The following is a 22,035-nucleotide window of genomic DNA, read 5'->3' on the forward strand; positions in this document are numbered from 1 at the left end:
CCCCTGAGCTCCCCCTCATTTTAGGTGCTGGGGAGCTCGGCGAAAACTGCGGTGGAACGGCGCGTCTAGTTGGACTGCCCAGGCAGGTTGGTTGTGACTCCAAACACCGTTACGGACGTTCGCGTGTGGCCGTCGGCGACGTTACGGATGTCGCGATCGTGGACCTCGGCCCTCTGGCGGTGCCGCCCGCGTCGGTCGGGCCGTGTTCTGCAGGACGGGCCCCGGTGGTGTGGGACGGGCACCGGTGGAGGGTGTCTGCCCCGCAGACTCTGGTTATGCAGGACAGCTTGTGCAGGACACGGTAGGGGTGTGGCGATCCGAACAGTCCCGGTCCGCAGGACGCTCCCGTCGATTCTGCACCTATCGTCCTCGCCATCCGCCCGAGGCGTCCTGCACAACGCGTCCTGCACAACTGGAGCCTGCGGAGCGGGCACCCGTGGACGGCGGCGCCGTCCTGCACAACGCGCGCCAGAGGCAAGGGAGTGCCGCACCGTGGCGGGGACACAGGCCCCACACCGCAATCGGAGCCCGCCCACCCATCAGCTGGTTAACCAACGTCCCTTGGGCAGTACAGCTGGTCGGTGCCGTTCAGCCGGGCGACATCGAGCGGACTACGGAGCCGTCGCCAGCGTGTCCAGCGTCCGCTGGATGGCGATGGCCGCCGCGCCGCGGGCCCACGACACGAAGCCGTCCTCGTCGACTCGAAGGTCGATCGGGGAGGCCTCAGGGTCACGGTCCGCACTGATCGCCACCCTCATCGCCTCGTCGGCGACGGAGAGGATGCCCAGGCCCTCGCCGGCCAACACCACGTGCTCGACCATCGCCAGGTTGGCGACCGCGGCGATCAGGCGACCGAGGGACCTGCCCGCCGACTCCACGACCTGGCGCGCGACCGGGTGGTTCTCCCGAGCCATCTGCAGCACCTCGGCATAGGTGACCGGTGCGCCGATGCCCACCTCGACCTGGGCCCGGATGCTCGGGATGGTGAGCATGGCGGTGGAACACCCGCGGTGGCCGAGAAAACACAACGGCCCGGTCGCGTCGAGAGGGAAGTGGCCGGCCAGCCCCAGTCCGGTGTCTGCGGTGCTCACCACCTGGTCGTGCATCACCAGCCCGTAGCCGACCCCGGCCCCGATGGTGATCACGGCGAAATTGGAGAGCCCCCGGCCGAGCCCGAACCAGTGCTCGGCGGCCGTGAGCGACACCACGTCGTTCTCCACGGTCACGGACACCCCGAGCCTCGCCTCGACGGCCTCCGCGAGATGGGTCGAGCGCCAGCCCAGGAAGGGGGCACGGTCGACGACCCGGTGGTTCGACACGTTGCCGCCGAGGCTGATCCCGACGGCCGAGATCTCCTGGCCGTTCGCGAGATCCGCGGCCAGCTCGGCGATCACGTCGACGACCGTGGCGAGTTCGTGGTTGGCAAGCGGCCGTTCGGCGCGTCGCCCCTCGGTGGCGCGGAGGTCGGTCGTGACGGCGACCGCCTCGTCGCCCGTGAGCTTGACCCCCATGAACTGTCGAGCACCCGCGCGCACGTCAAGCGGTCGCGCCGGCCGCCCCATCGCGCCATCCGACTGCTCGGCCATCTCGACGAGCAGGCCGCGATCGAGCAGCGGGCGGCTCAGCCGCGTGACCGTGGCGAGTGACAGGCCGAGTCGCTGGGCCAGGTCACTGCGCAGAATCGGCCCGTGGATGAGCACCTCCCTCGCCAGCTCGCTCGATGGAGCGCGAAATCGGGGCTCGTAGGCCTCAGCGGGAGGCATCGTGGTCGTGCTCCTGTCTAGAGGCGGTCTAGTTCGATCAGGATAGCGTTCTCCGGCAGCAGGATCGGCGGACGGAGCCCGATTTCGGCCAACGCCAGTCCGCTCGCCTCGATTCCGGCCAGCCACGGCGGGGTCTGCGCCTGCACGGAGAGCGCCGCTCCCGCCGGCTCGACCAGGCGAACCCGGTACCGGGATTCCGGGTCGAGACCGGGGATCAGGAACCGCGCAGGAGAACTGCCCCGGGCGGCCGAGAGTTGCACGTAGGCGAAGATCGCCTCCGAGCGGTCGTGCGCGACCACGCCGTGCACGAACGAGGTGTCGTCCGGCTGCTGCACGCGAACCACCTGCCCCGAATGGAGCAGGCCGCGCTTGCGTTTGTAGTACCCGGACCAGGAGGCGAGGGCCAGTCGCTCCTCGAGGGTGGCCTCGGTGATGTCCCATTCGATTCCGGCGTGCCCGAAGAGGGCCGTCGTCGCCCGGAATGCGAGACTGTGCACCCGGCCGGTGGTGTGCGAGTGGGTCGGCCCGACGTGGCTCCCGAGAAGCTCCGGCGGGATCGCGAACTGCGTGTAGCGCTGGATGTACTGGCGTTCGAGCGCGTCGTTGCAGTCCGAGGTCCAGAATCTGTCGACGTGGCCCGCCATGCCCAGGTCGACGCGGCCCCCGCCCGACGCACAGGACTCGATTTCCAGTCCAGGGTGGCGCAGCTTCAACTCGTCGAACAGCCGGTAGATCGCCTGGGTCTGACGCCGGACACCGGCGGCACCGAGGTGCGCCGCCTCGGTGAGCACCCGATTGTGATCCCACTTGATGTAGGAGATGTCATAGACGGTGAGGAGCGCGTCCACCTGGCCCAGAACGTGCTCGTATGCCCCCCGATGCCCGAGGTCGAGCACCTGCTGGTGCCGGCCCTCCGGGGGAATGCGTCCGCCGGCCTGGAAGATCCACTCGGGATGCGCGCGGTAGAGGTCGGAGTCCGCGTTCACCATCTCGCCCTCGAACCAGAGCCCGAACTGCATTCCCGCCGAGGTCACGCGGTCGATGAGCGGATCGAGGCCGTCCGGCCAGACGGCAGGGTCCACGACCCAGTCGCCGAGGCCCGCGAAGTCGTGGCGACGGCCGAGGAACCAGCCGTCGTCGAGGACGAACCGCTCGACGCCGATCTCGCTCGCGGCATCCACCAGCTCCGTGAGCTTGGCAAGGTCGTGGTCGAAGTACACGGCCTCCCACACGTTGAGGGTGAGTGGCCTGGCGGTGGTCGGATGCTCGGGCCTGGCCCGGAGCCAGCGATAGAGCCGGTCGGTCATGCCGTCGATGCCGGTCGAGGAGAACGTGGCAGCGACGGTGGGCGCCTCGTAGGTCTCCCCGGCCTGCAGGATGCCCTCGCCCGGCAGCAGGAGCTCCCCGGCGCCCATCGACGTGTGCCCGGACGGCAGCCGTTCGACAAGGTGCCTGGTGTTGCCGCTCCAGAGCAGGCCGGTGCTCCACACCGATCCGTCCTGGTAGCCGGCGCCCGCCGTCAGCGCGAGCTGCACCACGGTGTAGTCGTGGCTCGTGCGACCCTCGCGCACCTCGCGGGCCCAGGTGCCGGACTGGATCGGCCGACTCTGCGGCTGGCGTTCCTTCACCCACCGGCCCGTGAAGTCCAGGGTCTCGACGGCGTGGTCTGGCAGGGGCAGCCAGGTGGTCAGTTCGGCCAGATCGAAGGCGTCGGCGCCGACGTTGGTCACGGTCTGGGAGATGAGGACGACACCGGCCGGCTGCATCCGGAAAGAGACAGAGACCCTGAGCCCGGCCGCCTCGTCGACGGACTCGACGACGAGGGAGGTGGGTGACGACTCGAGGCTCGTCACGGTGAAGAGCTGCGACCAGTCTTGTCCGCGACGATGGCCCAGTATGGCCGGGCGACCGAGGAACCCGCGGGCATTCTCGCGCCAGATTCCGGGGACCAGCGGGGCGTCGATATTGCTCTGCGGCACTCCCTCGGCCGTCATCGAGGCCAGATCCTCCCCGCGCGAGGCGCCGAGGTCCCTCCCCCAGTGCACGACGGCCGGGGTTCCCGACGACACGTCCACCTGAAAAGAGACCCCGTCGGCGACGAGGGTGATCAGGGTGTTCTTCTGGGTGGCGGTGTCGAGCTGCGTCACGGTGGTTTTCCTCGATTGTCGGCTGTGCTGCCCATGGGTCTGGCCCGGTGCGCCTTCACGCTCCGGGCCAGACCGACCGGCGATTACTTGATGGCGGCTATTTGAAGAGGGCGTTGATCTGCGTGTTCACCGCGGAGAGCGAGCTCGCCTTGGCCTTGCCGGACATCACGGCCTCCATCGCCGGGGTGATGAGGGCGTTGACGTCCGAGCGGTGGTCGGTGATCGGATACAGGAACGTCGTCTTGTCCTTGACCTGGATGGTGAAGGGGCTCACGTCGATGCCCTTCGCCTTGAAGGACGCCACGGCGGCGTCGGTCGCGGCCGGGATGGCGGGGAAGACGACGCCGGCCTTGGCCACCACCGACTGGCAGGCGAGCGAGCCGAGGTACTTGACCCACTTCCAGGCCTCGGCGGGGTGCTTCGTTCCCGCCCAGATGTTGTCCGCGAGCCCATTGAACATCGACGCGCGCTTGCCGTTCGGTCCGGTGGGAGTCGGGGCGAGGGCCGGGGTGAAGGTGGCGCTCTTCGCCCCGAACACGGCTCCGGTCATCCACGAGCCGTTGCTGGCGATGGCCACCTTTCCGGCGGCGAGCTGGTCGGACCAGCCGATGCCCGTCTGCGCCTCGAACGACGGCATGTAGCCCTTTCCGACCAGAGACTGCCACCAGTCGATGGTCTTCTGGAACTTCGGGTCGTTGTAGTTGTACTTGTTGCCCCACACCCCGTTGGTGGACTTCCAGCCCGTCGTTGCGGCGAGGAAGCTCCACTGGGTCTGGCCGTCGCCGCCGCCCGAGTTCTCCATCCAGATTCCATAAGTCGCCACGTTGTTCTTGTCGAAGCCGGCCTCGTCGCCGCGGTGACCGTTCTTGTCCACCGTGAGGTGCGCGATGGCCGCCTCGTAAGTTCCGCCGTTGTCGGGGTTCCACTTGAGGTTGGCGAGCTGGTCGGCGGAGAGCCCGGCGGCGTCGGTGAGCTGCTTGTTGTAGAACAGTGCGATCGTGTCGAAGTCCTTCGGCAGGCCGTACTGCTTGCCGTCACTGCCCTTCCAGAGTTCGGCGAGGCCGGGCTGGTAGGCCTTGAGATCGACTCCATCGGCCTTGATGTAGCTGTCGAGCGGGAGGATCTGCTTGTTGAGCATGAACTGCGGGAACTGCGAGAGGTGGCTCGTGAACACGTCGTAGTTGGAGCCCGAGACGAACCCGGTGGTGATCTTGCTCCAGTAGTCGTCCCAGCCGAGCTGCTCGACCTTCACGGTGATCTTGGGGTTCGCCTTGTGGAAGTCGGCGGCGCATTGCGTGTAGGCGGGCGCCTGGTTGGCGTCCCAGAGTCCGTAGCTCAGCGTGGTCGCCGTGCTGGTCGAGGCGGCCGGTGCGGTTGCCGCACACCCGGCCAGCAGTAGGGGCACAGCGGCGATGAGGGCGATCGCCACTCGATTCTTCTTCATGGGTTCTCTTTCTTCCGTGACTATCTCTTGGGTGCAGACGACGCCGTCCGGCGTCGTCATTCGCTCTACGGTGAGCGAAACTCTGGGAGTGCCGGGCTACTTGACCCCGGACGATTGGATGGATCCGACGATTCGGCGGCCGAACACGAGCAGCAGGATGAAGATCGGCACTGCGGACACGAGCGCTCCGGCCATGAGGCCCGCCCAGTCCGGGTTGCCCTGCGGTGTCTGCGACTTGAAGATCCCGAGACCGACCGTGAGCAGTTTGGACTGTTCGGTCTGGCCGATGAGGAAGGGCCAGAGGTAGTCGTTCCAGTACTGGATGAACTGCAGGATGGCCAGCGTGATGATCTGCGGCCAGGCGAGCGGCACGACGATGGTTCGGAAGATGCGCCACAGGTTCGCCCCGTCGATGACCGCCGCCTCGATGATGCTGCGGTTCACCCCCAGGAAGAACTGGCGGAGGAAGAAGATGGCGAACGGCGTCATGAACATCGAGGGGAGGGCGATGCCCACGATCGTGTTGAGCAGCCCGGCATCCTTCACGAGGATGAAATTGGGCAGCAGGGTGAAGATTCCCGGCACCATGAGCGCGATGAGGAAGACGCTGAAGACCTTGTCGCGCCCCCTCCAGTTGAGGAGGGCGAATGCGTAGGCCGCCATGGCGCTGAACGTCACCTGCAGCACGGTGATGAGCGTGCAGGTCATTATCGAGTTGAGCATGTACTGGGCGAAATTGATGGACGCCCCCGACCCGCCCTCCGCGAGTGCCTCCGCGGTGGTGGACAGCCCGAGCACCCGGCGCAGCGGGCCGAACGTGAAGTCGACCGGGAGCAGGTTGAGCGGCTCCCCGAACATCGCGCGGTTGTTGCTGAAGGCCGTGCGGAACATCCAGTAGATCGGAAAGAGCGTGATGAGGATCACGATGAGGAGCGCGAGACGGCCGAAGAAGATCGAGACCTTCGACTTCGCAAGCGCCGGGTCGCTTTCGAGCGAGGTGCTGCGCGCCCGGCGGGTTGTCTTGAGAGCGAGGATTGCCATGGTGCTACCTCTCCAGGTCTGATTCGTTGGCGCGAAGGAGCTTGTTCTGCAGGAGCGCGACTCCAGCGAGGATGATCATGAGGATCACCGCGAGCGCCGACGCGTATCCGAAGTCCAGCCGCTCGAACGCGCGTTGGTAGATGTAGTAGTTGATGGCCCGGGTGGCGTCGACCGGCCCGCCCTTGGTCGTCACGGCGATGGTGTCGAAGACCTGGAAGGAGCCGACGACCGTCACGACGAGCACGAAGGCCAACACGGGGCGCAGCAGGGGAAGCGTCACGCTGCGGAACACTCGCCACTCGCCGGCGCCGTCGACCTCGGCGGCCTCGTAGACGTCCCTCGGTATGGCCTGGAGGCCGGCGAAGAGCAGGAGCGAGGTGTAGCCGAGGTGGCGCCAGACGTTGACCATGGCGATGGTCACCATGGCGATGTTCTGGTTGCCGAAGAATCCGATCTTGTGGATCCCGAAGAAGTCGAGCGCCGCGTTGATGATTCCGAGGTTGTAGTCGGCCAGCCAGTACCAGACCAGCGCCACGATCACGTTGGCGATGAGGTACGGAAGCATGATGACCCCGCGAACGACCATCGTTCGGGTGAAGCGCTGCATGAGCACGGCGAGCACCAGGGCGGCGGCCGTCTGCACCCCGACGTTGATCACCACGTATTCGAGCGTCACCCGCAGCGAATTCCAGAACACCGGGTCTGACCAGATCTTGATGTAGTTCTCGAAGCCGACGAAGACCGGCGGTCGGAGCAGGTTGTAGTCGGTGAAGCTGAGGAAGAGGCCCCTGACCGCCGGCCAGGCGAAGAAGACCACGAATCCGATGCTGGCCGGGATGAGGAACAGCACCGCTGCCCTGAACTGCGATCCCTTGCGGGCGGTCACCGCCATGGTGGGCCTCCTAACGTCCTTGTCAGAAGACATAATTGCAGTACGGAAGTAAAGAAGTCAAGGGAGTCGGCATTTTCGTGACGCGCTGTGACATTCGGACCACAAAATTGGGAAAATGGCGCCAATTTCTTCGGGTTTAATTTGCTAATTGCAAAGAATAACGACGTTTCGACCGTGAAGGGCGGCCGCACCCTCCCGGGGTGAGGCGGCCCTCGGAGGGGAACTCGGCGCCAGAAAATCACAAAAGCCGGGACGCGCGTGTCGCGCGTCCCGGCTTTGTGAAGATTATTCTCTAGTGCGCGTCGCGCTTTTCCTTGATCTTGGCCTTCTTGCCGCGGAGGTTGCGGAGGTAGTAGAGCTTCGCGCGGCGCACGTCGCCGCGGGTGACGACCTCGATGTGGTCGATGACCGGGGAGTGCACGGGGAAGGTGCGCTCGACGCCGACCTGGAAGCTGACCTTGCGAACGCAGAACGTCTCGCGCACGCCCTCGCCGGAGCGGCCGATGACGACGCCCTGGAAGACCTGGATGCGGGAGCGGGTGCCCTCGACGATGTTTACGTGGACCTTCACGTTGTCGCCGGCACGGAAGTCCGGGATGTCCGAGCGGAGTGAGGCCGCATCTACGGCGTCAAGAATGTGCATGGTGGTTCGCTCTCTGCAACCGCCACAGGTCGATCACGATATAGGTGAATCTCAGAAGGAAGTGGTGCCCGGTCTGTGACGGCTCCCCTGTGGCAGAGCCGTGCTGAAGGCACAAGGGGTAATTCTGCCACATCGGCCGGGTCTGTGCCACTCGCCGGGCGACGGGTCAGCGCGTCCCGGCGGCGGCGGCATCCGGCGAGTCCCCCGCGCGGGGTCGCTCGGCCTGGTTGACCGCCGCCCGCAGCTCGTCGTAGTCGAGGCCGGTGAGGCGGGTCACCACCCCTTGGCGAGACTCCACGAGGTACTCGATGAGCACGACCCAGAGTGTGGTGAAGGCGAGGATGATGATCACCCCGCCCGAGATGTCCGCGATCGTGAACGACGCATCCCGGAACGACTGCCCGAAGAGGTGCGTGGCGATCGAGGTGCCCTGCTCGTAGCTGTGCACCGAATCGACGACGAAGAAGCCGTAGGACAGCACGGCGACGTACCAGGCAGAGAGCAGCCACGCGTCGGTTCTCGACACGGCGCCGGATTGCCTGACACGTTTGCGCGCCCAGGTGATGGTGGTCACCACCGCGAGGAACACGAAGAGCAACGGAGCCAGGAAGAGGCCGATGGCGTAGTGCCAGCCAAGGATCACGCCGAAGAAGACCCGCCCGATCAGCAGCCACAGGGGCAGCACGATGGTTGCGGCGAACTGCGTATTGAACACAGCCCGGCGATACCACATGGGTAAAAGCTTACGCTCGCCGCGCGGGAGAATAAGTCGTACGAGACGAGGAGACGCATGATCGAGTTGAGAACACCCGCGGAAATCGACGAAATGAGGCCCGCCGGCCGTTTTGTCGCGAGCGTGCTGGAGGAACTCGTCGCCGCCTCGGCGGTGGGCGTCAATCTGCTGAAGCTCGATTCGATCGCCCAGTCCCTGATCCAGAAGGCCGGAGCGGAGAGCTGCTACGTCGACTACCACCCGTCGTTCGGCGCGATGCCGTTCGGCAAGGTGCTCTGCACGTCGGTCAACGACGCGGCCCTGCACGGCCTTCCGTTCGACTACCGCCTCGCCGACGGCGATGTGGTGAGCCTCGACTTCGCGGCATCCCTCGGCGGCTGGGTGGCAGACTCCGCCGTCACGATCGTCGTCGGCTCCGCCCGCGACGAGGATCTTCGCCTCATCGAGACCACCGAGCGCGCCCTCGCCGCCGGGATCGCCGCCGCGCAGCCGGGCGGCCGGATGGGCGACGTCTCGGCCGCGATCGGTGCGGTCTGCCGGGCGGCCGGCTTCGGGGTGAACACGGACTTCGGCGGGCACGGGGTCGGGCACACGATGCACGGTGACCCCCACGTGCCCAACGACGGGCGGCCGGGGCGCGGGATTCCGCTACGCGCCGGACTCGTCTTCGCGATCGAACCCTGGCTCATGCAGTCGACTGACCGGATCTTCACCGACCCCGACGGGTGGACCCTGCGAAGCCTCGACGGGTCTCGGGCCGCCCATTCCGAGCACACGATCGCGATCACCGAGGAGGGCCCGCTCGTTCTCACCGCCCGCTGAGGGCGGCGCCCCGCATCCATTCCATGGGCAGGCCGAAAATGCAGGAGATTCGCCGCCGAATCGCAGGAACAGCGCTCCAGGAAACGTTCCCGTACCGAAAGTCCTGGCTTTTCAGGTCGGGCCGCGAATACACCGCGGGATCGTCGCGCGCTACTCGGCGAGCAGGTCGGGCCGCACCCGCCGGGTGCGCTCGAGCTGCTGCTCGTGCCGCCACGCGGCGATCGCACCGTGGTTTCCGCTCAGCAACACCGGCGGCACCTCGAAGCCCCGCCACTCGGCCGGCTTGGTGTAGCTCGGATACTCGAGCAGGCCATCCGAATGGGACTCCTCCACGAGACTCTCGGGGTTGCCCACGACGCCGGGGATGAGCCGGCCGATCGCCTCGATCATCGCCATCGTGGCCACCTCGCCGCCGTTGAGCACGTAGTCGCCGAGGCTCACGAGCCGAACCGTCGCGCGCGTCGAGGCGTAGTCGACGACTCTCTGGTCGATCCCCTCGTACCGGCCGCAGCCGAACACGAGCTGCCGCTCCACCGCGAGCTCGCGCGCCATGGACTGGCTGAACAGCTCGCCGGCCGGAGAAGGGAAGATGATCACGGGCGGCGCGGCATGCTGCGCCTCGCTGGCGTACAGGATGCTGTCCAGCGCGTCGCCCCAGGGCTCCGGGCGCATGACCATGCCGGCTCCCCCGCCGTACGGGGTGTCGTCCACCGTGCGGTGCCTGTCGTAGGTGTAGTCCCGCAGGTCGTGCACGGCGAGATCGATGAGTCCGTTCTGCCGCGCCTTGCCGAGCAGTGACACATCCAGCACGGAGAAGAACTCCGGAAAGATCGTCACGATGTCGATGCGCATCGACGGACTCCTTAGTCGGTGACGGTTTCTGGCCCGACGGCAGCGTCGGTCGGCTCGTCTGGCTTGCCTGGCTCGATCGGTTCGCCCGGCTCGTCTGGCTCGTCTGGGAGTTCCTCGAACAGTCCGGCGGGCGGAGTCACGGTGAGGGTGCCGGCGGCGATGTCGACCGTCGGAACGATCGCCTTCACGAACGGAACGAGCACCTCGCCGGTCTCGGTCGTGACGTGGATGAGGTCTTGGGCCGGCAGGTGATCCACCAGGCTGACGGTGCCCACCCGCACGCCGTCGCGCATCACGGCGAGTCCGACGAGCTGGTGGTCGTACCAGGCGTCTTCCTCGTCGGAGGGCTCGCTCAGGTCCTGGTCCACCCAGAGAATGGCCTTGACCAGGGTCTCGGCGACGCTGCGGTCCGGCACATCCTTGAAGAACGCGACAGGCTGCGCGTTGTACCACTTGAGCTCGGTCAGCTCGAGGGTCTTGCCGTGCCAGTCGGAACTGGTCGGCACCTGAAGGGTGAACACGGCGCCCGGAACGAAACGACGTTCCGGGGCATCCGTGTACATCTCAACTTTGATCGCTCCCTTGAGGCCGTGAGCCTTGGTGAGTCGACCGACCCTGAGCTGGTCGTGGGGCTGTGTCTCTCTAGAAATCGGTATCAACCACGTCAACGCGCACCTTGCGGCCGTCGGCAAGCGCCGACACGAGGGTGCGAAGCGCCTTGGCGGTGCGACCCGCGCGACCGATCACGCGACCGAGGTCCTCGGGGTGCACGCGCACCTCGAGCACGTCGCCTCGCGGCGAGGTCTTCGCCACAACCTGGACGTCGTCCGGGTTGTCGACGATCCCCTTGACGAGATGTTCGAGCGCGGCTGCGAGCATTCCCTACGCCTTGTCGGCTTTGGCGTCTTCTGCCTCGGCCTCTTCGGTGACGTCGGCCTTGGCCTCCGCCTCGTCAGACGTGGCTTCGACCACCGCGGCGTCGGCCGGGGCGATGTCCTCGACCGCGGGTGCGATCTCGGCGTCGGCCTCTGGGGCCTCGGCGGCTTCGGCCTTGGCCGGGGCCTCGACCTTGGCGGCAGGCGCCTCGGCCTTGGGCTTCAGCACGGGCTTCTTCTTCTCGTCGGCGACGTACTCGACCTTGGATTCCTTGGTCTTCACGGTGCTGACTGCGTTCTTGTCACCCTTGAAGATTCCCCAGTCGCCCGTGAGCTTCAGGAGGGCTTCAACCTGCTCGGTCGGCTGGGCGCCGACGCTGAGCCAGTACTGGGCACGCTCCGAGTCGACCTCGATGAACGAAGGCTCCTCGGTGGGGTGGTACTTGCCGATCTCCTCGATGGAACGACCATCACGCTTCGTGCGTGCGTCGACAACGACGATTCGGTAGAAAGGAGCGCGGATCTTGCCCATGCGCTTCAAACGAATCTTTACAGCCACAATTCTCCGTAGTTAATGTGTTGGGGCGAACTGCTTGCCGTGAGCGTGGGGTGCACACTCGGCAGAAAAGCTCTGATGGGAGTCGGTGCCGACTGATTAGAGGGTCGGACGGCCAAAGACTCGACTAATCATTCTTGCAGATTTCGAGCGGTTCAGGAACCAGTCTGCGAAACCGCCGCCCGAGAACCCGTGCGGGCCGCCCTGCGGGGCCTCCGGCGAGAGAGCGCCACGCCGACCAGGCAGATGACGCCGCCGACGATGGCGAGAGGCGCCGGGATCTCCCCGAAGAACGCGAGGCCGAGCAAAACAGCGATGGCCGGCACGACATAGGTCGTGACGCCGAGCTGCCCGGCCGGCATCTTCGACAGGGCGAACGCCCAGGTGCTGAAGGCGAGCGCCGTGGGCACCGCTCCGAGATAGACGGCGCCGAGGATGCTCGCCACCGGCGCGCGCCCGAGGTCGTGAACGAGCTCGCCGAGGAACGGTGTGCAGGCGACCATGCCGATGACGCAGCCCATGAAGGTCGTCTGGCGGGCGGGGATGCGGCGCAGCAGCGGCTTCTGACAGAGCACGCCGGTGGCATAGGTCAGGGCGGCGAGCAGGGACCAGAGCACTCCGGTGCCGTCGCCGAAGCCGGAGATTCCCGTGCCGAGGCCGATCAGCACGACGCCGAAGAACGCCACCCCCGCTCCGATGGCGAGCCACTTGGGGATGCCCTCGCCGAGGAAGATCCCCGCCCCGAGCGCGATGAGGATGGGGCCGATGTTCACGATCATCGCGGTCGTGCCCGCGTCGAGGCTGTGCTCGGCGATGTTGAGCGCCACGTTGTAGGCGCCGAACCACGCGACGCCGAAGACGATCACGAGCACCCACTCGCGTCGTGTCGGCGCGACCCAGCGGCGCCCGATCACCAGGGAAGAGAGCAGGATGGAGCCCACGGTCAGCCGCAGAAGCGCGAGCGCTCCCCCGCCGAAGTGCGGCGCCACGCCCCGGATCACCACGAAAGCGCTCGCCCAGGCGAGAACGGTCACGACGATCGCGGCGAACACCGGGGTCGAGAGCCTGCCGGCAGTGCTGACACGGTCCGATGTTGTGGTCATGTGCCCACGCTAACCGTCGCCACCGCCATTCTTCTCGCGGAATACGGACCTGACTGTTTCTGCCCGAAGGTTGTCCCTTAAGCGCCGCCGCGGCATCCGCATCTCCCGGCGCACCACCCGTCCAACCGAGTCTCCCGTCGGCCAGCGCTTCTCCGGAGGTTTGTCCGCAATCCGCCATCTGGAACCCAAAAACTGGTGCTCAGGGCGCGATTCCGGAGAAACCTCCGGAGAAACGCGTGCCGCCGATGGCTGGTGCCGCCTCGTCGCTGCGGGGCTTAGCCTCCGGCAGGCCGGCGCTTCTCCGGAGGTTTGTCTACAAACCGCCTTCTGGAACCCAGCACCGGGACTCAGAGCCCGATTCTGGCGCAAACCTCCGGAGAAACGCGTGGGCGCCGGCGGGCGCTGCTCGCGTGGGCGCCGGCGGCGCTGCTCCCGTCAGCCGGCGTTCTTCGCGTCGCGCCAGGCCAGCCAGTCGCGAACCGGGGCGAGATCGTAGGCGGGGCCGGAGAGTCCGATGGTGAAGAGGCTGGTGCCGAGCGCGTGAAGCTCGTCGGCCTGATCGTGGTTGCGGCCGCGCAGCTCGGTCGAGATCTCGATCTGCGAGACGTCGCGACCCACCTCCGATCCGTGCTCCGCGAGGATGCCGAGCTTGCGCTCCAGAGTCTCCGGGTCGCTGAACGAGTGCCAGATGTCCGCGTGCTTCGCCACGATCCGCAGGGTCTTCTTCTCGCCGCCTCCGCCGATCAGCACGGGGATGTGCCGGGTCGGCGCCGGGTTGAGCTTCGCCCACCGCGCCTCGATCACCGGCAGGGCCTCCGCGAGTGCATCGAGCCGCTTGCCGACCGTGCCGAACTCGTAGCCGTATTCCAGGTAGTCCTTCTCGAACCAGCCGGACCCGGTGCCGAAGATGAACCGGCCGGTTCCGGTGCCCTTTGCGCTGATGTGGGCACCCGCGAGGTCTGCTCGGCCAGGGCGGCGAGCATCGTCCAGGACTCGAAGTGCAGGCCGTCCGGGTCGCCGGACAGCGGGTAGAAGTGGTCCCAATTGAAGAGGATGTCGACGCCGAGGTCTTCAAGCTCGGCCGCGGTCTCGCGGATCTTCTCGTACGTGGCGTGTTGGGGGGCGATCTGCACGCCGAGGCGCACCGGACGGTTGTGTGCTGAGGTCATGACTCGAGCCTAGAACGACCGGGAGCCCGGTGCCTTTCTCCGACTCGGATCGACTCCGAGTGTTCTCATTCGGGGTGTTCTCATAGGGTCTGGGACGTAACCTATCGACCATGCCCCTGCGCCAGCCACGATTCGTCGCGCTTGCCGCGATACTCGTCGCTGCCCTCGCCCTGGGCGGATGCGCGTCGGATGACCTCGACACGAACACGACCAGCGCAGCGACCTCCGCCCATTCGAGTCCCGTCGTCGTGGCGATCGGGGACTCGATCATGAAGGGCCACGGACTTACTCCGGCCCAGTCGTGGCCGGCGCTGCTCGCCAAGACCAACGCGTGGTCACTCGACAACCTCGCCTGCGACGGCGCCGGTTTCGTGAAGGCGGGAGACGCGGATGATTGCGGAGGCGATTTCTCCGGCCTGGTCGCCGAGGCGGTGGCTGCCAAACCGTCCCTCATCCTGATCTCGGGCAGCAGCAACGACCTGGGCATCAGCAACAGCCAATTGCAGGAGCAGACGATTCAGGTCGTGACGGCGCTGCGTGCCGCCCTCCCCACGACGACGATCGTCGGAATCAGCACCGTCTGGAACGACACAGCAGCACCCGACCAGATGGACGACATCAATGAGCAGGTGCGCCAGGCCCTGAAGGGAGTGGGCGGCGTGTACCTCGACATCGGGCAGCCGCTCGCCGGCCACCGCGCGTGGCTGCAGAGCGACGACGTGCACCCCACCGCGAAGGGCCAGCGGGAGCTCGCGAAGGCGATCGCCGGTGCCGTGCGCAGCGCGAAGCTGAAGCTCTAGCCGCGGCCGAGCAGCTTCTGCAGGCTCGCGAGCTCTTCCTCAGATGGGCCAGCCTTGCCGGCACCGCCGAGGCCGAATCCGGAGCCCGCGGCGGCCGTCGCCGGCTTGGCACCGGCCGCGAGGGCGGCGTTCTCCGCCGCGCGCTTGGCCGGGTTGCCCGACTTTGAGCCCTTCTTCTGCTGCACCTTCTTCGCGCCGCCGAACTTGGCGCCCGGGATCGGCCCCATGCCTGGCACCTGGGGCACCCCACCCTTCGCCACCGTCTTCATCATCTTCGCGGCCTGCTCGAATCGGTTGACGAGCGCGTTGACCTCGGTGACGGTCGTGCCGGAGCCGCGCGCGATGCGCACCCGCCTCGAACCGTTGAGCACCTTCGGCTGGCGACGCTCGGCGATCGTCATGGACTGGATGATCGCCTCGGTGCGCGTGATCTCCGACTCGTCGAAGTTGTCGAGCTGCTCGCGCATGCCCTTCGCCCCGGGCAGCATGCCGAGCATGCTCTTGATCGAGCCCATGTTCTTGAGCTGCTGCATCTGGCCGAGGAAGTCCTCGAGCGTGAAAGTGTCGGTGAGGAACTTCTCCGCGACCTTGCGCGACTCCTCCTCGTCGAAGTTCTTCTGCGCCTGCTCGATGAGGGTGAGGATGTCGCCGAGGTCGAGGATGCGGCTCGCCATGCGGTCGGGATAGAACGGCTCGAAGTCGTCGAGGCCCTCGCCGGTGGACGCGAAGATGATGGGTCGGCCGGTGACGGACGCCACGGACAGCGCCGCTCCACCGCGGGCGTCGCCGTCGAGCTTGGTGAGCACGACGCCGGTGAAGTCCACACCCTCCTGGAACGCCTTCGCCGTGGCGACGGCGTCCTGGCCGATCATGGCGTCGATGACGAAGAGCACCTCGTCCGGGTCGATCGCCTTGCGGATGTCCGACGCCTGCTTCATCAGCTCGGCGTCGACGCCGAGTCGGCCGGCGGTGTCCACGATCACGATGTCGTACTGCTTGTCCCTGGCGAACTTGATCCCGTCCTTGGCCACCTTCACCGGGTTGCCGCCGCCTCCGCCGAAGAACGACTTGGGGGCGGCATCCTCCGCGCCGACGTTTCCGGGTTCCGGCGCGAACACGGCGACGCCGGCCTGCTCGCCGACGACCTTCAGCTGGGTGACCGCGTTGGGGCGCTGGAGGTCGGCGGCGACCAGCAGCGGGGTGTGGTTCTGAGCGGCGAGCCACTTCGCGAGCTTGCCGGCGAGGGTTGTCTTTCCCGCGCCCTGGAGGCCGGCGAGCATGATCACGGTCGGCGGATTCTTGGCGAACTGGATGCGGCGGGCCTCGCCGCCGAGGATCGTCACGAGCTCGTCGTTGACGATCTGCACCACCTGCTGGGCGGGATTGAGCGCCTTGGAGACCTCGTCGCCCATCGCCCGTTCGCGCACTCGGGCAGTGAAGTCCTTCACCACCTCGAGGGCGACGTCGGCGTCGAGCAGCGCCCGGCGGATCTCGCGGACGGTGCCGTCCACATCCGCCGCGCTGAGCTTGCCCTTGCCGCGAAGGTTCTTGAAGGTGTCGACGAGTCGATCGGTGAGATTTCCAAAGGTGGCCATGGTGCCCCCAGTTTAACCCGACCGCGACCGCTCTCGCCGTGCGTGTCATCCGGTGCGCCTCGCCCCGCGCAGTTCGCGCTCCTAGGCTGGGCCCATGCGCTTCGGAATCGTGATCCTGCCCCAGGAACCGTGGGCGAAGGCCCGCTACACCTGGGCGGCGGCGGAGAACCTGGGATTCGACCACGCCTGGACCTACGACCACCTGTCCTGGCGCACCCTCGCCGACCAGCCGTGGGGCGCGACCATCCCCACCCTCACCGCGGCGGCGACGGTGACGACCCGGATCCGCCTGGGCACCTTCGTCTCGTCCCCCAACTTCCGGCATCCGGTCACGTTCGCCAAGGATGTCGCGACGGTCGACGACGTCTCCGGCGGCCGGTTCCTTCTCGGGATCGGCTCGGGAGGCACGGGCTTCGACGCCTTCGTGCTCGGCCAGCCGGAGCTCTCGGCCCGGGAGCGACACGAGCGGTTCGCCGAATTCGTGCAGCAGCTCGACGGGCTGCTGCGCTTCGAGCAGCATGGGCCGATCTCCTTCGCCGGCGAGTGGTTCACCGCCCACGAGGCGCGCATGGTGGGGGTGCCCGCCCAGCAGCCCCGCGTGCCGTTCGTGATCGCCGCGAACGGGCCCCGCGGCCTCGGGGTCGTCGCCCGCTACGGGCAGGGCTGGGTGAGCACCGGCAAGGAGGGCGCCACCGGCGAGGAGTGGTGGGCCTCCGTCCAGTCGCTCGTCACCCGCCTCGACGACGCGGCGGCGACCGCCGGACGCGACCCGGCAACCATCGACAGGCACCTCTCGCTCGACTCCGGCGGGCGGTTCTCTCTGGAGAGCGTGGGCGCGTTCGAGGATCTCGTCGGGCGGGCGGCCGGGCTGGGCTTCACCGACGTCATCTCGCACTGGCCGCGGCGCGACGGCATCTATGCCGGATCGGTCTCGGTGCTCGAAGAGGTGGCCGGCCGGCTCGACTCCCTCCGCTGACGATCCGCGGCGGTGTAACCGGGATTTTCCGCTTGGAAGCGATACGTTGGCGATACGTTGACAGAGGTCGCTCGCGAGGGCCCACAGGGAGTCAGATGAACATCGGTGTTCGGCGCGAGATCGAGCCAGGGGAACGCCGGGTCGCGGCCACTCCCGAATCCGTGGTCCAACTCGTCGCCACGGGCCTCGACGTATCGGTCGAGCGGGGAGCTGGTGCCGCGGCGGGCTACCCGGACGGCGAGTACGCGAAGGCCGGCGCCCGGCTCGTCGACACCCTCGATATTGAGCGCTGCGACGTTCTCACCCACGTTCGACCGCTCGATGCGGGCACCGTCGCCCGGCTCGCCCCGGGCACGATCACGGTCGGCCTCGCCGCCCCCGCGGCGAACCTCCCCGTCGTCGCGGCCCTGAGGGATGCCGGGATCACGTCGTTCGCGCTGGAGCTGGTGCCGCGGCTCTCCCGGGCCCAGTCCATGGACGCCCTCACCTCGCAGGCCCTCGTGGCCGGCTACCGCTGCGTGCTCGAGGCGGCGATGCGGCTGCCCCGCTTCTTCCCCCTCTACATGACGGCGGCCGGGACGATCCCGCCGGCCAGGGTGCTCGTGCTCGGCGCCGGAGTCGCCGGCCTCCAGGCGATCGCCACGGCGAAACGCCTCGGTGCCCGCGTGTCCGCGTACGACGTGCGCGCGGCATCCGCCGACGAGGTCGCGTCGATGGGCGCGACCTTCATCAGTCTCGACGTGGACACCGCCGACGGCGCAGGCGGCTACGCGACCGAGCTCGCCGAGGACCGGGCCGCCCGCCAGCGCGAGCTCCTCCGGCCCCACATCGAGGCCGCGGATGTCGTGATCACCACGGCGGCGATCCCCGGCAAGCCGGCGCCGCGGCTCGTCGGCTCCGACATGCTGCGGGGCATGCGCTCCGGATCGGTCGTGATCGACCTCGCCGCGGAGTCCGGCGGAAACGTCGAGGGAAGCGTGCCGGGATCCGACATCCCGATCCCCCTCGACGGCGACCGAGGCACGATCACGCTCGTCGGCATGAAGGACGTCGCCTCCGCGATGCCGTACGACGCCTCGAGGCTCTACGCGAAGAACGTCTCGAACCTCCTCGCCCTGATGACCGTCGACGGCGAGGTCGTGCCCGACTTCACCGACGAGGTCGTGGGTGGCGCCTGCCTCACCCACGACGGGATCGTGACCCACCAGCCGACGCTCGAGGCGATGTCGCCGAGCGCGGGGACACTCGAGACGGGACTCCTGCGATGAATGCCATCACCCTCCTGACCGTGTTCGTGCTGGCGGTGTTCATCGGCTTCGAGGTCGTCTCGAAGGTGTCGAGCACCCTGCACACCCCGCTCATGTCCGGGGCGAACGCCATCCACGGCATCATCCTCGTCGGCGCGATCATCGTGGCGGGCTCCGCCTCCGAGCCCTGGCTGCTCGTCACGGCTCTCGTCGCCGTGCTTCTCGCCACCATCAACCTCGTCGGCGGATTCGTCGTGACGGACCGGATGCTCAGCATGTTCGGCGGACGCGCGGCCCCCCCTCGGAGACGGCCGTCCGGCCCGAAACGGCCGTCGTCCCGCACCGAGAGGGACGCCCTGTGACTGCGCTCACGGCCGAATGGACCGCCGGACTCTACCTGCTCGCCGCGGTCTGCTTCATCCTCGCCCTCAAGGGGCTCAGTTCGCCCAGAACGGCCAGGCGCGGCAACCTGATCGGTGCCGCCGGCGCCGTGATCGCCGTGGCCACGGTGTTCCTCTCGGTTCGTCTCGACAATCTTCCGTGGATCATCGCGGCGATCCTCGTCGGCTCCGCGATCGCGGCCCCGGTCTCGCGCCGGGTGAAGATGACGCAGATGCCCCAGCTGGTGGCCCTCTTCAACGGCGTGGGCGGCGGCGCCGCGGCGATCGTGGCGATTCTCGAACTCGCCCACGCCGAATCCCCCTGGTCGGGCCTGGCGATCGCCTTCACGATTCTGATCGGCGCGGTCTCCTTTGCCGGTTCGGCGGTCACCTTCGCCAAGCTCCAGGAACTCATCTCGACCAGGCCCCTCATCTTCCCCGGGCAACGCTGGGTCATGATCCTCGTGCTCGCCGGCGCCGTCACGTCGGGCGGCTTCGTGGTGGCGACCGGGTCTCTCCTTCCCGCGCTGCTCCTCCTCGGCCTTGGACTGCTCAGCGGCTTGCTGCTGGTGCTTCCCGTGGGCGGTGCGGATGTGCCGATCGTGATCTCGCTCCTCAACGCGTTCACCGGACTCGCGGTCGCGGCATCCGGCCTCGTGCTCGGCAACGTGCTGCTGCTCGTGGCCGGCACCCTGGTGGGGGCGAGCGGCACCATCCTGACCAGGGCCATGGCGGCGGCGATGGGACGCAGCGTCAGCGGGATCATCTTCGGCGCGTTCAAGGGCGGCTCGACCGCCGGGTCGACGATGATCTCCGAGCGTCCGGTGCGCTCGGTGTCCGCCGAGGATGTCGCGATCCTGCTGGGATACGCGCAACGGGTGGTCGTGGTGCCCGGCTACGGGCTCGCGGTCGCCCAGGCGCAGCACACCATGGCCGAGCTCGCGACCGTGCTCGGGGAAAAGGGCATCGAGGTCGTCTTCGGCATCCACCCGGTGGCCGGTCGCATGCCGGGGCACATGAACGTTCTTCTCGCCGAGGCGAACGTGTCGTACGAAGTGCTTCGGGAGATGGACGAGGTGAATCCGCAGTTCAAGACCACCGACGTCGTGCTCGTCGTCGGCGCCAACGACGTCGTCAACCCCGCCGCGAAGACCAGCCCGGGCTCGCCGATCTACGGGATGCCGATCCTCAACGTCTCCGAGGCCAGGCAGGTGGTCTTCCTCAAGCGGTCGATGCGCCCCGGATTTGCGGGAATCGAGAACGAGTTGCTCTACGAGTCGCAGACGACCCTGCTGTTCGGCGACGCCAAGGAATCGCTGACCAGGATCCTCGGCGCCGTCAAGGCCCTCTGAACCGGCAGCGACCCGGCTCGGCGCCTAGGCTGCAGGGATGGCCGACACCGCGATTCGTTCAGTTACCCTCGGCTCGACCGGGATTGCCGTAACCGAGTTCTTCTTCGGCGGCGCCGCGATCGGCGGGATCGGCTCGGCCCCGTCGCGGATCGGGCTCGGGATGGCCACCGACGAGGCGCTCGAGCGGCTCGACGAGGCGTACGAGGTGGGCATCCGGGTGCTCGACACGGCCAACAGTTTCGCGGGCGGCGAGAGCGAACGGGTGATCGGCCGCTGGCGGGAGGAACGCGAGCGGGACGACGTGCTCGTCTCGACCAAGGTCGGAAACGTCGTGGAGCGCGGCCAGGAGACCATCTCGCTCTCCGCCGACCACATCGCCCGCCAGCTCGCGCTCAGCCGCTCGAGGCTCGGCACCGTCGACCTGTACGTCACGCACGGCGTCGACCCGTCAACGCCGCTCGAGGAGACCATCACCGCGTTCGCCGCGGCCATCGACACCGAGCAGATCCGGGCCTACGGATGCTCGAACCTCTCGGTGCGCCAGGTGGAGGCCTGGCTGCTCGCCGCCGACCGTGCGGGGCTCCCCCGCCCTGGCTGGATGCAGAACGGCCTCAGCCTGCTGTCGCGCGGGGTCGAGCGGGACCTGCTGCCGCTGCTCGCGGAGGAGGGACTCGGCTTCGTGGCGTACTCGCCGCTCGCCGGCGGCATCCTGTCGAACCGGTTCCTCGGAGCCGACCTGGAGACGCTCCCGGAGCCCGCCGCCGGAAGCCGGCTCGCGCTCGCCCCCGCGATGTACGGCGACGCGTTCACCCTGCCGAACCTGGCCGCGGTCGCCGCCCTCGAGCCTCTCGCCCGCGAACGCGAGGTGAGCATCGCCGGCCTCGCCCTCGGCTGGCTGCGCCGGCATCCGCTCGTCACGGCGACGATCGTCTCGCCCAGGCGCACCGCGCAGTGGGACGCCGTGACGGAGGCGGCGGCGCTGGACTTCGACGACGCCCTCGCGGAGCAGGTGGGCGCGCTGTTCGCCTGAGCGGCCCTCGGCCACACCCGAAAACGCAGGAGATTAGGAGTCGGGCAGTCAGGGATCGTGAGCGCGGATGCTCGCCGCGATAGCCTGAACGGATGTCACTCATTCTCGACTTCGACGGACACACTCCCGCAGTTTCCGACACCGCCTGGGTCGCCCCGAATGCCACGCTCATCGGTCGCGTCACCATCGCCGACGACGCGAGCGTCTTCTATGGATCGGTGCTGCGCGGCGACACCGACACCATCTCGATCGGCGCGGGCAGCAACATCCAGGACAACGTCTCCGTGCACTGCGACACGGGCATCCCCACCACTGTCGGCGCCCGAGTGAGCGTCGGTCACTCGGCGGTGCTGCACGGCTGCACCGTGGAGGACGACTGCCTCATCGGCATGAGCGCGACGGTGCTCAACGGCGCCGTCATCGGCGCCGGTTCCCTCGTGGCGGCGGGCGCCGTCGTGCTCGAGGGCACCATCGTGCCGCCGGGGTCCCTCGTGGCCGGGGTACCGGCGAAGGTGCGCCGCGAGCTGACCGCGGAGGAGCGGATCGGGGTCACCGCCAACGCCACACACTATGTGGAGCTCAGCCGGCGGCACGCCGCGATCTGACCGGCACCGC

At 67.8% G+C, this 22,035-nt stretch carries 20 protein-coding genes and 2 pseudogenes; 8 read left to right on the top strand and 14 right to left on the bottom strand.

Annotation, left to right across the window (positions count from 1 at the left end; genetic code table 11):
• Nucleotides 1-611 precede the first annotated feature (611 nt).
• From FVP33_RS11810 to FVP33_RS11840, 7 genes are all read right to left on the bottom strand, one after another.
• A complete protein-coding gene (locus FVP33_RS11810) occupies nt 612-1,763 on the bottom strand; it encodes an ROK family transcriptional regulator (protein WP_147783866.1) in 1,152 nt (383 codons plus the stop codon).
• Nucleotides 1,764-1,780: 17 nt separating this feature from the next.
• The gene (locus FVP33_RS11815; RefSeq protein WP_147783867.1) at nt 1,781-3,910 is read right to left on the bottom strand and encodes an alpha-galactosidase; all 2,130 of its coding nucleotides are present in this window, start codon (nt 3,908-3,910) and stop codon (nt 1,781-1,783) included.
• A gap of 97 nt (nt 3,911-4,007) precedes the next feature.
• A complete protein-coding gene (locus tag FVP33_RS11820; RefSeq protein ID WP_147783868.1) occupies nt 4,008-5,354 on the bottom strand; it encodes an ABC transporter substrate-binding protein in 1,347 nt (448 codons plus the stop codon).
• Between the two features lie 96 nt (nt 5,355-5,450).
• Nucleotides 5,451-6,395 (bottom strand): carbohydrate ABC transporter permease, encoded by a 945-nt coding sequence (locus FVP33_RS11825; protein ID WP_147783869.1) that lies wholly within the window; start codon nt 6,393-6,395, stop codon nt 5,451-5,453.
• A 4-nt stretch (nt 6,396-6,399) separates the two neighbouring features.
• The gene (locus tag FVP33_RS11830) at nt 6,400-7,287 is read right to left on the bottom strand and encodes a carbohydrate ABC transporter permease (RefSeq protein WP_147783870.1); all 888 of its coding nucleotides are present in this window, start codon (nt 7,285-7,287) and stop codon (nt 6,400-6,402) included.
• 292 nt (nt 7,288-7,579) lie between these two features.
• Entirely contained in the window at nt 7,580-7,930 is a 351-nt protein-coding gene (gene rplS / locus FVP33_RS11835; protein ID WP_147783871.1) for a 50S ribosomal protein L19, read from the bottom strand.
• A gap of 166 nt (nt 7,931-8,096) precedes the next feature.
• Entirely contained in the window at nt 8,097-8,645 is a 549-nt protein-coding gene (locus FVP33_RS11840; RefSeq protein WP_147783872.1) for a hypothetical protein, read from the bottom strand.
• 75 nt (nt 8,646-8,720) lie between these two features.
• Between FVP33_RS11840 and map the strand changes: the two genes are divergently transcribed.
• A complete protein-coding gene (map, locus tag FVP33_RS11845) occupies nt 8,721-9,485 on the top strand; it encodes a type I methionyl aminopeptidase (RefSeq protein WP_147783873.1) in 765 nt (254 codons plus the stop codon).
• Between the two features lie 150 nt (nt 9,486-9,635).
• Here map and trmD read toward each other — a convergent pair whose 3' ends face one another.
• The 6 genes and pseudogenes from trmD to FVP33_RS11875 all read right to left on the bottom strand — a co-directional run bounded on the left by trmD (nt 9,636) and on the right by FVP33_RS11875 (nt 14,040).
• Nucleotides 9,636-10,337 (bottom strand): tRNA (guanosine(37)-N1)-methyltransferase TrmD, encoded by a 702-nt coding sequence (gene trmD, locus FVP33_RS11850; protein WP_147783874.1) that lies wholly within the window; start codon nt 10,335-10,337, stop codon nt 9,636-9,638.
• Nucleotides 10,338-10,348: 11 nt separating this feature from the next.
• Nucleotides 10,349-11,005 (bottom strand): ribosome maturation factor RimM, encoded by a 657-nt coding sequence (gene rimM / locus FVP33_RS11855; protein WP_425460947.1) that lies wholly within the window; start codon nt 11,003-11,005, stop codon nt 10,349-10,351.
• Nucleotides 10,980-11,216, bottom strand: coding sequence for an RNA-binding protein (locus tag FVP33_RS11860; protein WP_147783875.1), 237 nt, complete (start codon nt 11,214-11,216; stop codon nt 10,980-10,982). Before FVP33_RS11860 ends, rimM begins: the two co-directional genes overlap by 26 nt.
• A gap of 156 nt (nt 11,217-11,372) precedes the next feature.
• Nucleotides 11,373-11,771, bottom strand: a pseudogene (rpsP, locus tag FVP33_RS11865) (30S ribosomal protein S16); the annotation flags it as partial.
• Between the two features lie 152 nt (nt 11,772-11,923).
• Entirely contained in the window at nt 11,924-12,871 is a 948-nt protein-coding gene (locus FVP33_RS11870; RefSeq protein WP_147783877.1) for a DMT family transporter, read from the bottom strand.
• 435 nt (nt 12,872-13,306) lie between these two features.
• Nucleotides 13,307-14,040: pseudogene (locus FVP33_RS11875) on the bottom strand (LLM class flavin-dependent oxidoreductase).
• Between the two features lie 110 nt (nt 14,041-14,150).
• Between FVP33_RS11875 and FVP33_RS11880 the strand changes: the two are divergent.
• Nucleotides 14,151-14,840: an SGNH/GDSL hydrolase family protein gene (locus FVP33_RS11880; protein ID WP_147783878.1), complete on the top strand. Its 690-nt coding sequence runs from the start codon at nt 14,151-14,153 to the stop codon at nt 14,838-14,840.
• On the opposite strand, the gene ffh is transcribed toward FVP33_RS11880, so the two are convergent.
• Nucleotides 14,837-16,435, bottom strand: a complete 1,599-nt coding sequence (ffh, locus tag FVP33_RS11885) for a signal recognition particle protein (RefSeq protein WP_147783879.1) — start codon at nt 16,433-16,435, stop codon at nt 14,837-14,839. The genes FVP33_RS11880 and ffh overlap by 4 nt on opposite strands.
• Before the next feature lie 94 nt (nt 16,436-16,529).
• Here ffh and FVP33_RS11890 point away from each other — a divergent pair, with 94 nt between their 5' ends.
• From FVP33_RS11890 to FVP33_RS11915, 6 genes are all read left to right on the top strand, one after another.
• Nucleotides 16,530-17,411, top strand: a complete 882-nt coding sequence (locus FVP33_RS11890) for an LLM class flavin-dependent oxidoreductase (protein ID WP_147783880.1) — start codon at nt 16,530-16,532, stop codon at nt 17,409-17,411.
• A gap of 95 nt (nt 17,412-17,506) precedes the next feature.
• The gene (locus FVP33_RS11895; RefSeq protein WP_147783881.1) at nt 17,507-18,679 is read left to right on the top strand and encodes a Re/Si-specific NAD(P)(+) transhydrogenase subunit alpha; all 1,173 of its coding nucleotides are present in this window, start codon (nt 17,507-17,509) and stop codon (nt 18,677-18,679) included.
• Nucleotides 18,676-19,020: an NAD(P) transhydrogenase subunit alpha part 2 gene (locus FVP33_RS11900; RefSeq protein ID WP_147783882.1), complete on the top strand. Its 345-nt coding sequence runs from the start codon at nt 18,676-18,678 to the stop codon at nt 19,018-19,020. Before FVP33_RS11895 ends, FVP33_RS11900 begins: the two co-directional genes overlap by 4 nt.
• Entirely contained in the window at nt 19,017-20,390 is a 1,374-nt protein-coding gene (locus tag FVP33_RS11905; RefSeq protein ID WP_147783883.1) for an NAD(P)(+) transhydrogenase (Re/Si-specific) subunit beta, read from the top strand. Before FVP33_RS11900 ends, FVP33_RS11905 begins: the two co-directional genes overlap by 4 nt.
• 37 nt (nt 20,391-20,427) lie before the next feature.
• Nucleotides 20,428-21,420 (top strand): aldo/keto reductase, encoded by a 993-nt coding sequence (locus FVP33_RS11910; RefSeq protein WP_147783884.1) that lies wholly within the window; start codon nt 20,428-20,430, stop codon nt 21,418-21,420.
• A 92-nt stretch (nt 21,421-21,512) separates the two neighbouring features.
• Nucleotides 21,513-22,025 (top strand): gamma carbonic anhydrase family protein, encoded by a 513-nt coding sequence (locus tag FVP33_RS11915; RefSeq protein ID WP_147783885.1) that lies wholly within the window; start codon nt 21,513-21,515, stop codon nt 22,023-22,025.
• Nucleotides 22,026-22,035 lie beyond the last annotated feature (10 nt).

The sequence above is a fragment of the Lacisediminihabitans profunda genome, from assembly GCF_008040105.1.
Classification (GTDB): Bacteria; Actinomycetota; Actinomycetes; order Actinomycetales; family Microbacteriaceae; genus Lacisediminihabitans; species Lacisediminihabitans profunda.